Source organism: Luteibacter sp. 3190, from assembly GCF_031456385.1.
Lineage (GTDB): Bacteria > Pseudomonadota > Gammaproteobacteria > Xanthomonadales > Rhodanobacteraceae > Luteibacter.
The window spans coordinates 937,791-950,614 of sequence record NZ_JAVDUO010000001.1; the positions used below are offsets into that span (position 1 = coordinate 937,791).

General features: G+C 67.9%; 7 protein-coding genes. 3 read left to right on the forward strand and 4 right to left on the reverse strand.

Features of this window, described 5'->3' with window-relative positions; all coding sequences use genetic code 11:
- Positions 1-14 precede the first annotated feature (14 nt).
- On the reverse strand, positions 15-2,093 hold the full coding sequence (locus J2X58_RS04390; RefSeq protein WP_310046606.1) for a hypothetical protein: 2,079 nt from the start codon (positions 2,091-2,093) through the stop codon (positions 15-17).
- 1,019 nt (positions 2,094-3,112) lie between these two features.
- Here J2X58_RS04390 and J2X58_RS04395 point away from each other — a divergent pair.
- Both J2X58_RS04395 and J2X58_RS04400 read left to right on the forward strand, forming a co-directional pair.
- Positions 3,113-5,011, forward strand: coding sequence for an autotransporter outer membrane beta-barrel domain-containing protein (locus J2X58_RS04395; RefSeq protein WP_310046607.1), 1,899 nt, complete (start codon positions 3,113-3,115; stop codon positions 5,009-5,011).
- A gap of 90 nt (positions 5,012-5,101) precedes the next feature.
- Positions 5,102-7,660 (forward strand): autotransporter outer membrane beta-barrel domain-containing protein, encoded by a 2,559-nt coding sequence (locus tag J2X58_RS04400; RefSeq protein WP_310046608.1) that lies wholly within the window; start codon positions 5,102-5,104, stop codon positions 7,658-7,660.
- Positions 7,661-8,095: 435 nt separating this feature from the next.
- On the opposite strand, the gene J2X58_RS04405 is transcribed toward J2X58_RS04400, so the two are convergent.
- Entirely contained in the window at positions 8,096-8,821 is a 726-nt protein-coding gene (locus J2X58_RS04405) for a hypothetical protein (RefSeq protein ID WP_310046611.1), read from the reverse strand.
- Between the two features lie 112 nt (positions 8,822-8,933).
- On the opposite strand from J2X58_RS04405, the gene J2X58_RS04410 reads away from it, so the two are divergent.
- Positions 8,934-9,611: a J domain-containing protein gene (locus tag J2X58_RS04410; protein WP_310046612.1), complete on the forward strand. Its 678-nt coding sequence runs from the start codon at positions 8,934-8,936 to the stop codon at positions 9,609-9,611.
- Between the two features lie 17 nt (positions 9,612-9,628).
- On the opposite strand, the gene J2X58_RS04415 is transcribed toward J2X58_RS04410, so the two are convergent.
- Positions 9,629-11,029 carry a TIGR03013 family XrtA/PEP-CTERM system glycosyltransferase gene (locus tag J2X58_RS04415; RefSeq protein ID WP_310046613.1) on the reverse strand — a complete coding sequence of 467 codons (1,401 nt, stop codon included), beginning with the start codon at positions 11,027-11,029 and terminating at the stop codon, positions 9,629-9,631.
- A gap of 117 nt (positions 11,030-11,146) precedes the next feature.
- Positions 11,147-12,814 carry a GMC family oxidoreductase gene (locus J2X58_RS04420; protein ID WP_310046614.1) on the reverse strand — a complete coding sequence of 556 codons (1,668 nt, stop codon included), beginning with the start codon at positions 12,812-12,814 and terminating at the stop codon, positions 11,147-11,149.
- Between the last annotated feature and the right edge of the window lie 10 nt (positions 12,815-12,824).

A 12,824-nucleotide genomic window follows, 5' to 3' on the forward strand; every position in this document is an offset into this window, starting at 1 on the left:
GCATTCGCCCGGCATCAGCCGCGCGGTTCGATGTCCACGATGTAGAGACTGCCGGCCTCGACTTCGCGTCCGACCGGAGTGCCGGTATCGGTTCGAGCCTGGACCGAATAGCTGACGTGGGCGTGCAGCGGCTGCTTCTTGGTCGGATCACCCATGAGCGAGGACTCGGGCGCGTTGATCGAAAGGGGCTGATCGAGGGTCGCCTGAGAAACAGGCACGGTAAAGTCCCGTGGATAGAGCGGGGCCGGATCCGTGGGGTGCGCAACGCCGTAGAACCCCGCGAAGATCTTGAATTTCAGTGTCACCAGATCCGTGCGCTTCTGATTCTTGTATTCCGGAATGATGAAGTCGACACCGTCTTTCGCCTGCACGGGGCTGATGATGCGGCGGGCCGGGTCCTTCGGATCGCCGCCGAGCGCCTCGGGCGCGTCGCATGCATCGAGTGGATCGCCACCGCCCGGCTCCTCGTCGGTACCATGCACTTCGACCGGCTGGGTCGGCGAGAGCGCGTCGTTGGCACCGCCAGCGGCTAGCTTGCGGCGCACCTTGTAGAGCAGCGGGATGGCGGGCCCGGATCCACCGGCGTCGATCGCCGCGACCGGCAGCGTGACGTCGATGTCCGCTTCCGCGTCGACGTCCGGCTGGGCGATGACGCGGTCGTTCATGTCCTGTCCCGCGTAGTTCACAATGAGGATGTCGTCCAGCGCGAAGACCGCCGTGGTGCCGTCGGTACGAAACCAGGGAACCGTGACCGTCGCAGGTTTGTCGAAATCCTCCACGGGAATCTTGTTCGCGTCACCGCTACCCGTTGCGCTGTCGCTCATCAGGGTGGGAAGTACGAGGTTCCCGTGCTCGGGTGTCTCAGGATCGGGGTCGACGCCGCCGGCGGAATAGAGATTGACCTTGACGGGATGCGGAGCGGAGGTCCCCGCGAGCAGTCCGCCGCGTCTGACCTCGTAGCTGACCGCTACGTCGACGACCGTGTCGCCGCCGGCGGCGGTACCGTTCCACTCGGCTAAGATCGCGGGGTAGGGGACGTAGACCGTGGTCGACGCAGCAGGATTCGTTACCGCCACGGGACCGACCTTCGCCGAGCCGCCCCAGAGAACGTCGATGGTGTCGTCCTTGAGCAGTTCTGAATTCGCGGGGATCACCACTGCGAGGCCCGCCGGGTTCCTGGCATCGGCCTCATCGATGAGCTTGGGATCGGTCGAATCGTCGTCGTCGTCGTATGCGGGGACACCGGGTTCGCCCGGTGTGCCGATCGCCCCTTTCACCAGAACCTGCAGCCGCACAGCCGCGGCCGGCTTCGACGCATTGCCTGCGCGGTCGGTAATCATGTAGAGGAAGTCGTGAGGGCCGTCCTCCTGTGCTTCGATGAACGTAATGTCGAAGTGGATTTCCTTACGGCCGTCGGCCAGGTCGATCGCGATGACGTCCTGCTTGGCGTTGTCGATCATCGCGGTGAAGACATCGCCGGTAGCGGGCGTGTTGTAACTCGGCACGTACGCCTTGAGGAAGGTCGCACCGTTTTCGGTGACCAGCTTGTCCGCAGTCACGCCTTCGTCCCTGACGCCCGGATCGAATTCAAGCTCGCCGAGGAACGAATCCGCCCCCGGAGCGACCGTGTCGAGGGTATAGAACTGCTCCGGGCCCCAGCCATTGCCATCGACGCCGGACTTATAGGTAACACCGTAGAACAGCGTCTGGCGCCCCTGGCCGGCCGCTTTTCGCGCGTTGGCGGGGAGCGTAAGCTCAACCTTGCCCGCGGCCACCATGTCGTCGTCCAGGGCGACCATGGCCCCTACGGGATTGTTCCGATCGCCGATGTACAGCTGGAATTCGTCTGGTTTGCTGAACCCGAAGGCGCCAAAGTCCACGACGACCTTGATGTCATCGTCCTTCACCGAGGCCTTGAGCAGGAAGTCGGGCGGTGTGAGGGCGGGCGTCACCAGTGCGTTGGCGTCGATGGCCAGTTCGTAGTCCCACTGGTCGTCCAGTGGCGAGATCGTGCTGCGACCCGATGACGACATCCGGGACCGTGCATGGGGGACGGAGGCGTAGACCTTACGGGAGGCGTGTGATCGTTCCATGATCGGATCCTTCAGGAGGGGATGGTCTGTGCGTGCACAGGGATCGGTCCATCAATGGACCTGGCGCTGACACTAGGGGCCCCGGCCCGCCGCGGCAATAGGCCTGACGACGTAGGGCTGTCCGGAAGCGGACGGGCAGCCGTCCGACTTCGGACACCACATGCAGAATGGGCACTCGGGAGGACAAATACGTCCGGAAGCCACGCGTGACCCGTTCAAGCCGTCGAATGCGAGGCGCAAACTGCGTCAGGATTTTAGGAGTACGCCCTATTCCTGCGCTCCCCGGTCTGCGCCAAGCTTTCGCGCCGCGATAAGCGTACTCGCCACGAAGCACCCGTCCCTTGCAACCGTAGCGGCCGCGTCTCGCCGACTCAGACAAACAGGGAAACGCCATGAAACAAACAGTCGCACCGTGGTCACGTACATCCGTCGCATGGGGCATCTCCGTTGCGCTCATGCTCCCGTTCGCCGTGGTGCATGCAGGAGACGTCGGGGCAGGGCAGGCAATCGTTGTGAGGCCCGCGGACAATCCGGAATACTGGTACCTAACGGGCGGAAACAACAGCCTGACACTTGAGCCGGGGGCGCGCTCGCTCGACATCCGCGCCTACGATGCGACCGTCGACATCGGTCAGGGCGCTTCGATCGTCGCGGCCGGGACACAGAACGGCATATCCATTGGAAACGGGACGATTGCGACGCTGACGGGTGCTGTGATCTCAAGCTCGGGCGGTCGCGGGCTCGTGCTCGCCGACTTCTCAGGGCCTGCGACGATAGCGCGGGCGACCGTCGTCGGTGGATCGATCAGCGGCGCGACCTACGGACTAAGTGTCGGCTCGGGTCATGAGGCTACGCTAGACAACGTCACCGTTTCCGGCACGAGAGCGGGGACCGGCGTTGGCGCTGTCGTGTTCAACGGGAATGCCCTCATTGCAGGAGCAAGCACCGTTACGGGGCAGCAGTACGGTCTCAGGATCCAGACCGATAACCGGGCATCCTCCGCGCGTGTCGGGCGGCACGTGGTCGTCGACGGGTCGACGATCGCCGGTGTGGACGGCAGCGGGATGATCGTCGATACGTTGCTTGAAAACACCGATGGCGACGTTTTGCTACGTAACGGAAGCTCCCTCCTGGCCGGGGCGAACGGCATCGCGATCGAGGTGACTTCGGGGCGCCCGCAGCTGACGAGCGCGATCGACGTCACGTCCGACAACAGCACTATCCTTGGCGATATCGTCGTCTCCAGCGGTTCGTCTGCAGTCCTTTCGCTGGTCAACGGCGCGACGCTTGCCGGTGCGACGAGAGGCGACATCGGGCTGACGGTGCAGGGCGCCGCGCGCTGGCTCGTCGATCGCGATTCGGACGTCTCCTCGCTCGAGCTTTCAGGGGGCTCTGTACTCTTCGGTGCGCCTTCTGTCGGCACCTACCGCGCGCTCACCGTGCGGGGTGACCTGACGGGTTCCGGCGGCACCATAGGGCTGCACACCGTGATGAATGGAGGTGGATCACTGGCCGCGCAGGCCACGGACCGTGTTCTCATCGAAGGAAATGTCACCGGCGGGCCGACGGAACTCGTGGTCACCGGATCGGGCAGTGGAGCGCTGACCGACGCCAACCAGAACGGTGTCGTGGACGCCAACGAAGGCATTTCGCTCGTGCAGGTTCACGGCGCGTCGCGTGCCGACGCCTTTACGCTCCGCGGCGGTTACGTCGCGGCGGGCCCGTGGCAATACACGCTTCACGCGTTCGGACCGGATGAAGTCGATCAGGCGCAGAACGTCCTGCAGAACGGCGCGACGCTGGGCTGGGATTACCGCCTCGGCAACAGCTACGTCTGCGAGCACGACTGCGATCCGGTCGAGCCGCCGATCGATCCGCCCGTCGACCCGGGCGTCCCGCCGGTCGACCCGCCGGTGGAACCGCCGGTCGATCCGGGCCCGGGGGAGGGCGAGCGGCTCGAGGTCGTCCCGCAGCTGCCGTCGTATCTGTCGGCGCCCGCGGCACTGCTCACCTACGGCGACATGCTCAACGACGGTCTGCACCAACGCCTGGGCGAGTTACGTTCCGGCACGTCCAGCGATCCCGTGGGGGGCGAGGTCTTCGCACGCTATCTGGGCGGCCAGCTCCGGTACACGTCGAATCTGTCGTTCACGCGTTTCGGCTACGACTTCGATCAGCAGGTGAATGCGCTCCAGCTGGGTGGTAGCGTCATCGCGCTCGACGGCGACAACGGATCGTTGCGCGCGGGTTGGGCCGCGGATCATGGAACGACGCGCGTCACGCCGAAGGCGGTGGACGGGGACAGTTCGGCGAAGTATCGCGCGAACGGGATGTCGGCCTGGATCACGTGGCAGCACGGCAGTGGGCTGTGGGTCGATGGCGTGGTCGGCTCCACGCGTTTCCGCGGCGATGTCGGCACGGACGCACGCGGTGCCGACGTGGGCCGCATCCGCGCGAACGGGTGGACGATGTCGGTGGAAGCCGGCATGCCGCTCGCGATCGGTGGTGACTGGACGGTCGAGCCACGGTTCCAGCTGAAGCACCAGCAGCTGAACTTCCGCAACTTCACCGACGTCGACGGGCTGCTCGTCCGGCTCGGCACGGCGAAGCAGACCAGCGTGCGCGTCGGAGCGCAGGTGGCGCGCACGACGAACGTGAGGTTCATGCCCTATGCGAGCCTCGACCTGACGCACACCAGCAACGGCGATCCGGCGGCCGACGTGTCGAACGCCGAATGGAACGTCGCCGAGCGCTTCGGCTCGGGTCGCGTCGGCAACGCGTACCGATTCGCCGCGGGCGCGGTGAGCCAGCTTACCGACCACGTGCAGGTCTACGGGCAGGGCACGTACCAGCATTTCGTCGGCAGCTATGGCATGCGCGGCTGGGCCGGCAACCTCGGCGTCCGCGTCACGTTCTGACCTCCCTCGTCGATCCACCCCTCAAGAAACACCGCCGGCCGTGACGGCCGGCGGTATGTACCCGCGCCCCCGCTTCAAGGCAAGCAGTCCATGCGCCATCGCCCGAACACGCATCTTCGCCCGCTCAGGTTGTCCATCGCGATCTCCGCGACATGCTGGCCCCTCTCTCCCGCCTTCGCAGGGGACGTCGCACCCGGGCAGAGCGTCGTCGTCGACGGCCAGGACGCCGGTGGCGAGAAATGGACGGTGGCTTCCACCGGCCACCTCGAGGTCATCGGCGGGAGTCGGATAGGCTTCGTCGACGTCTCCAACGGCACGTTGCTGATGCGTACCAGCGAGGGGACGGGACAGGGATCGATCATTCCCTACGGCGTGAGACTCGCCAATGGCGCGATGGGGACCTTCGACGCCGCGCGCGTGAGCGGCGATCTCGCGGGCCTCACCCTGTCCGCGCATGCCGGTGCGCCTGGCGACGACGCACGGGCGTCGGCGATCGTCCGCAACCGCAGCGAGATTCGCGGGAGCAGCGCAGGGGCGACGCTCTATGCGAATTCGATTCTCGACGTCTCGGACAGCGATGTCACGGGTACCGAAGCGGGCTCCGTCGGCCTCGCCATCCATGGGGGAACGGCGACGCTGCGAGAGAACAGCTCGGTCACCGGGGATGCCCACGGCGTCTCGGTGGCGGCGGCGATCACCACAGGCCTGGTCACGGGCGACCTCAAGCTCGTCGTGGATGGCTCGTCCGTCGAAGGCCGCACGGATAGCGCGATACAGGTCACCACGCTCGACCCGTCATGGGCGACGCGGACATCGATCGAGCTGCGTAACGGCGCCACGCTACGGTCGGGAAACGGCGTGGCGATCGGCCTCGATGCCGGAGCGTCCGCCGACGTGCGGGTCTCGGGCAGTGACATCGCAGGGGATATCGTCGCCAGCGCGGGCGCGCGGGGGACGCTCGATCTGAAAGACGAAGGCACGCTGACGGGTGCCGTGCGCGGCGACATCGCGGTTGGCGTCTCCGATGCGTTGTGGCGCGTGACTGGCGATTCGGCCGTGAGCACGCTCGCGCTCGACGGCGGCACGATACGTTTCGACCGGGTCGATGCGCCCGGACGGCTAGTCGTACGAGGCGACCTCACCGGTACGGGGGGTGCGGTCGCTTTGAACGTCGCCCTGGATGCCGGTGGCGCCTCGTCGGGTCGGACCACGGATCGCCTGCTTATCGAGGGCGATGTCACGACGACGGGCACCACCGAACTCGTCGTCACGGGCCGCGGCGCGGGCGCCCCGACCGACACGAACGGCAACGGTCTGCCGGACGCGGGCGAAGGCATCTCGCTGGTGCAGGTGGGAGGTCGCTCGACGGCGGATCGTTTCGTGCTGCGCGGCGGTTACGTGGCGATGGGCCCGTGGCAGTACACGTTGCACGCGTTCGGACCCGGCGTCGCGGACGCATCGCAGAGCGAGCTTCCCGGGGGTGTCCTCGGCTGGGATTACCGGCTGGCCAGTCGCGACGTCTGCGAGGACGGATGCGAGCCGGTGGAACCACCGGTCGATCCGCCGGTCGGCGGATGCGAGCCGGTGGAACCACCGGTCGATCCGCCGGTCGGTCCCGTCGAGCCGCCCGTGGATCCCGTGGAACCGCCGGTGACGCCCGGCCCGGGTCCGGACCCCGGCAGCCGCCCCGCCGTCGTGCCGCAGCTCGCGTCGTACCTGTCGGCGCCGACGGCCCTGCTGACTTACGGCGATGCGATGGCGGACGGTCTGCACGAGCGGCTTGGCGACCCGCGCGACGGCGCGCCCGACCGCCCCTTGGGCGGCGACGTGTTCGCGCGGCTCGTCGGGAGCCAGCTGCGCTACACGTCGAACCTTTCCTTCCGGCGTTACGGTTATGACTTCGCACAGCGACTCGACGCCCTGCAGTTGGGGGGAAGCATCGTCGCGGTGGATGGTGACGCCGGTTCGCTGCACGCGGGATGGGCCGCGGAGCGCGGGCGCACGCGTGTCACGCCGAAGGCACCCGACGGCGACAGCTCGGCGGAGTTTCGCGCCAGCGGCGTGTCCGCCTGGACGACCTGGCGACACGAAAGCGGTTTCTGGGTGGATGGCGTCGTAGGCGCCAGACGATACAGCGGTGAGATCGGCACCGCATGGCGCGGAGCGGACGTCGCGCGCTTGCGTGCGAACGCATGGTCGATGTCGATCGAAGCCGGCATGCCCGTCGCGGTCGGCGGCGACTGGTCGTTCGAACCACGCATGCAGGCGCATCACCAGTCGCTGGCATTCCATACGTTCACGGATGCCGACGGGCTGGACGTGACACCCGGCCGGTCGAAGCAGACCCGGGTGCGCCTCGGTGCACGGGTCACACGCATGCCGGGCGGCCGTTTCGCTCCCTATGCGAGCGTCGACGTGATGCACACCGGCGGCGGAGCCAGGTCGACACGGGTGTCTGGAAATCTCCCGGGGACGACGGATGCGTTCGGTAGCGGTCGCAGCGGCGATCTCTGGCGTGTAGCGGCCGGCGCGGTGAGCCAGCTCACCGACCACGTGCAGGTCTACGGTCAGGGCACGTACCAGCACTTCGTCGGCAGCTATGGCGTGCGCGGCTGGTCCGGCAACCTCGGCGTGCGCGTGGTGTTCTGACATTCCGGCAAGAAGAACCACGGCGGCACCAAACGATGCCGCCGTGGCGCCGGAAACCGGCCGCTCGCGAGTCGACATCGTAGCCGCGGACGGATCGCGCGTCGTGCGCGTTCCGTGTGCTGCGCATCCTTGGATCCTTCCTCGCGCATCCCTGCGCGCTGCGGTCCATTCCTTTTGCGCGTCCTGCTCCTCGAGGCCATCCTGTTGGCGGGCTTCCTGCCTTTCCCGTCCGCGGCTCCCGATGTCGAGGTTTGAGCCTAGTCGCCTGACTTCGCTGGGAAAATATGCCGGTGGTTGTAGGCGTCGATGTCCGTTTCCGGACGCCGGATCACGCCGTTTCGATGGAATTATGTCCGCACGTCCATAGGAATGGCGCCAGCGCTGGCGTCGCGCGCGGATGCACGCCTCGACAGGTGTCCGGAACCGGACGGCCGATCAGCGGAATGCGATGATCCACAACGCGGCGCCCTGCACGGGGGCGGCCGTCCAGTGCACGCGATAGGTGCCGGGCGCTTCCACCTGGCGCCACGCGACCGCGCCCTGCACGCCGCTTTCGTCAGGCAGTTCGACGAAGGCGTCGATGAGCTGGAAGCCGTCGCCTGGCGTCACGGTCATTCGCTTCACGCCGCCGTCGCCCCACCAGAAAGCCAGCAGCGTCGCGGGACCGTCCACCGTGATCTCGTCGCTCGCGACGATCAGCGACGGTTCGGCGTACGATTGCGCGAACGCGTGCACACTCGATGCGTCGCGCACTTCGACGAACGGCATGGAAAGTTCACCTGCCGGTTCGCCGCGCTTTTCGATCGAGACGCTGTGGCCCTCGCCACCCTTGCCACCGTTCGTGATCCACGCGCTGACGCTGAAGCGGTCGCCGTAGCCGGCGTAGGTCATGGCATGGCCGAGGCGCTTCCACGTGTTGCCGTACGTATCGGCGGGACGCGCGTCGTTGCTCGCGTAGCCGGCGTTGAAGGCGATGAACACGCTACCGGCCTGCCGGGTCGTCAACGCGGGCGTGCGGGCGGGGCTGACGCCAAGGCCTTCGCCCTGGCCGAGGAACGCATGGGCGCCGAGCGACGGTGCGGTGTCGGCGCTCATCGCCGCGCGCGGTTGGGCGAGCGAGAGGGCGAGCGCGACCGCGAGGCACGGGAGCCGTGCGGGCATGGCGATTCTCCAAAAGTTGTACTTGTCAGTGCGATGGGCCTGCGCCACGCTTGGTGGCGCGGGACGCGAGTACGAGGATCCGTCACTCACGCCGCCCCAGGGGAGCCATCCGGTGGCACACGAAACCGACTTTCTCGATCTCTACGGCAAGCTGCGGCTGGAGCCTGGCTGCTCGCTGGACGAGTTCAAGCAGGCGTATCGGCGGAACGTCGCGCTGTGGCATCCCGATCGCCGCCGGGGAACGCGCGCCGACGCGATCGCGGCCGCGCGTCTGCAGCGTCTCACGGCGCAATACGGGGCGGCGATGGACTTCTATCGCAGGCACGGCCGGTTACCCGGTGCGCCGGTCGTCGCGCAAGCTCCGGTCGCTGAAACCGTGTCGGCCGAGCCGGCCGCGATGCCGCGCATCGACCCGGTAGCTTCCGCGGCGAGCGTCGCGGAGGCGCCGGCCCGCGCGCGCCGCGTCGCGCCGCGCTGGTGGTTCGGCGCGGTGCTGCTCGGCATCGGTGCCGTCGTCTGGTCGACGTGGCCGGACGGACGGGAGTCCGATCCGGGCGAGGATCCGGGATCGCCCGTCGCGACGCATCCCGACGCCGCGCCCACAGGCACGCTCGCGCTCGGGATGTCGCCCGACGAGGTGCTCGCGATCGAAGGCGAGCCCACGCGCCGCGGGACCGATCGCTGGGAGTACGGTCCCTCCTGGGTGCGCTTCGAAGGCGATACCGTCGTGGACTGGCATAGCTCACCTCTTCGGGCGCTGCGCGTCGGCTCCTCCCGGCCGCGCCCCTGACGTCATGACCGCGGCGCCTACCGTGCGCCGCGTCCGAACAGCACCACCTCCACCGTCTCGATGAGGATGACCACGTCGAGGAACAGGTTATGGTTCTTCACGTAGAAGAGGTCGTACTTGAGCTTCTCGGCGGCGTCCTCTTCCGATGCGCCATAGGGGTAGCTCAGCTGTGCCCAGCCGGCGAGGCCCGGTTTGATGCTGTGGCGCAGGTTGTAGAACCGGATCTTCGTCTCCAGGTCCGAAACGAACTGCGGACGCTCAGGGCGCGGACCGACGATGCTCATGTCGCCGCGGATCACGTTCCACAGCTGCGGCAACTCGTCGAAACGCAGCTTGCGGCAGATGCGGCCCACGCGCGTGATGCGGTCGTCGTTGCTCGATGCCCAGCGTGCGACGCCGTCCATCTCCGCGTCGGTGCGCATGCTGCGGAACTTGTACAGCCAGAACGTGCGGCCGTGCTCGCCCACGCGCTCCTGCCGGTAGAGGATCGGCTGCCCGTGACCCGATTCGATCCGGATCGCGAGCATCACGCCGAGCATGATCGGCCAGCAGAGCAGGGCGATCAGCGATGCGGCGCCGATGTCGAAGGCGCGCTTGACGAAGAGCGCGACCGGCGTCGCGTTGAAGCCGCCGGAGAAGACCAGCCAGGACGGGTCGAGCATGGTGAGCTGGACACGTCCGGCCTCGCGTTCGACGAACGTTGTCAAATCGGTGATCTGCACGCCGAGCTGACGGCACGCGAGCAGATCGTCCATGGGCAGGCTGCCGCGGCGGTCGTCGACGCCGACGACGATTTCGTCGAGCCGTTCGCGGCGCGCGAGTTCGGCGAGCGTCGAGCCGGACCTGACGAGGAGCGCTTCCGGAATCGCCACCGTTTCGTTCGGTCCCTGCACGTAACCCAGCAGACAGAAGCCGCGGCGATCCGAGCGGCGGCGCATCCGTGTGTGGATCTGGGCGGCGCGCTGCCCGGCACCAAGGACCAGCACGCGCCGCTTCAACGATTCCATCTCCACCAGGCGCATGAACAGGGCGCGGAAACCCGCGGTCGCGATGAAAGCGATGATCAGCGCCATGCCAAGGACGCCACGTCCGACGTAGGCCTGCGGTATGACGTAGTAGCCGACGACCAGCGCCAGGCCGCCGAGGGCGAAGGCGATGGCATGGCGGGCGAGCTGGCCGCGCCAGCTCATGCGCAGGGTGGAGCGGTACTCGCCGAGTGCCGCCATGCACAGGAAGATGACGACCGCGAACATCGTGGCCCGGGCGGTGACGGTATGCGTCGACGCCGCGAGATCCTCCGGCGAGGGGGCGAAGCGGATCCAGGTCGCGGCGTTCAGGGATGCGGCGAGCAGGAGCAGCTCGCACGTGCCCAGCAGGGTCAGCCAGCGCACGATCGGCTGTCGGAACAGGCGGATCATCGGTCATTCCTCATGACATGCATCCCCTGCATGCTCGTGTTCCAAGGCTAGGTAGCGTGGCGCCACGTGTCGATTCCACTTACGGTCGTCGCCCGGCTAGTCCGAATGGCCGGGCGATCACGCCAGCCCGCTGTGTTCGCACGCGGTCAGCAACACGCGCAGGTGGTCGGCGAGGCGCAGGCTGAGCGCCACGATGGTGAAGGTCGGGAAGGCCCAGCCGCCGGTCGGGAACGTCGAGCTTCCCGCGATGTGCAGGTTCGCCACGCCGTGCACCTTGCACTGCGCGTCGACCACGCCGCGCGAGGGATCGTCGGCCATGCGCGTGGTGCCCATGTGGTGCGCGGTGCCATGCACGCCGGGCGGCGCCGCGCCGTGGGTCCACGGTTCCGGTTCGAAGTGTCCGTTGCAGGCGGCCGCGAGTCGCGCGCCCGTGAGCAGCGTCGTCGTGTGCCAGGTGTGGCGGTCGAGCTCGTTGAGACGCCAGTCGACGCGCACGCGACGTTGACCGAGCGCGTCGCGTTCGTCGCCGAGCGTGACGCGGCTGTCGCGCTGGGGCGCCTGCTCGAAGAAGCCCACCAGCTCGACGCGGTCGCTGCGCACCGTCGGACGGTCGGCGACCTTCTGCGCGACGGCGCGCACGACATCGCCGATGTGCAGACCCAGGCGCACGGCGCTGATCGCGAGGTTCTGCTGCACGGCGGCGGTTCCGCCGGGGCCGTTCTGCAGCGCGGCGCAAAGGCGTGCCTCGAGCAGCGCCGCCTCGTCGCGGGTCGGCGGACGCAGCGCGGCGCGCACGTCGCGCAGCGCACGGATGCCGCGGGGTACCTGGCCTTCGACGGCGAACGGGTGCACGCGCGCATTGAGGCTGCGGTGATCGCGCTGTGCCTTCAGCGAAAGTCCGATCTCCGGCGCGAACGGCGCGCGAACCTTGCCGATGGTCCGCTCGTACGGCCGCGTGACCCGATCGGGGTCGTCCGCGCGAATCGTGCCGATCGTTCCGCTGGGGTGGTCCATGAAGTAGCGGCCGACCAGGTCACGATCGTTGCCGAGGCCGTTGGGAGCCACACTGTCGGAGAGCAGCAGGATGCGGGCGTTCTCGATGCCACCGGCCGCCAGCACGTAATGCCGTGCGAAGACGCGTCCGCGTCGACCGTCGAGCGTGCCGATCCGTGCCCCGGTGACGCGGCTGGCGTCGGCCGTGGATTCCAGCTCCATCACGTTCGCATGCAGGAGCAGGGAGATGTTGGGTGCCCTGCGCATGTCCTCGCGATACGCGTCGCCGAAGGTGATCGGGCTGCGCGCGAAGACGAAGTTCACGAGCGCGTCGGGATCGAGGTCGAGCGGCTGTCGCGGCAGCGGGCCGTCGAACGCGCCGGGGCCGAATCCGTGCGACGGGTCGATACGGCAGAAGTCCCGCGCCCGCGCGTACCAGGGCGCGAGATCGTCGTAGCGGATCGGCCAGCCGCTGTCCGGCACCCACTCGCGGGGCGCCATGTCGCTGTCGGCGAGCGGGATGCAGCCGCCGCCCCACAGCGTGCAGCTGCCGCCGAAGACGCGCATCCGCGAGGTGCCGGCGTCGAACGGCGCGTCACCCGTCCAGTCGCCTTCGTACAGCGACTGGCTGCGATCCTCGCCCGCGAGACCGCCACCTTCGATCAGGCACACGCGGGTCGCCGTGCCCAGGAAGGCGCGCGCGATCGCGATGCCCGCCGGCCCGGCGCCGATGATGCACAGGTCGGCCTGCAGGTCGTCGGGAACCGACCGGTCGAAATAGTCGATGATCACGGTGCGTCTC

What these genes read in the sequence shown, in the direction of transcription:
- J2X58_RS04390 (WP_310046606.1), bottom strand. Translation starts at nt 2,093, where the DNA reads ATGGAACGATCACACGCCTCCCGTAAGGTCTACGCCTCCGTCCCCCAT.
- J2X58_RS04415 (WP_310046613.1), bottom strand. Translation starts at nt 11,029, where the DNA reads ATGATCCGCCTGTTCCGACAGCCGATCGTGCGCTGGCTGACCCTGCTG.
- J2X58_RS04405 (WP_310046611.1), bottom strand. Translation starts at nt 8,821, where the DNA reads ATGCCCGCACGGCTCCCGTGCCTCGCGGTCGCGCTCGCCCTCTCGCTC.
- J2X58_RS04400 (WP_310046608.1), top strand. Translation starts at nt 5,102, where the DNA reads ATGCGCCATCGCCCGAACACGCATCTTCGCCCGCTCAGGTTGTCCATC.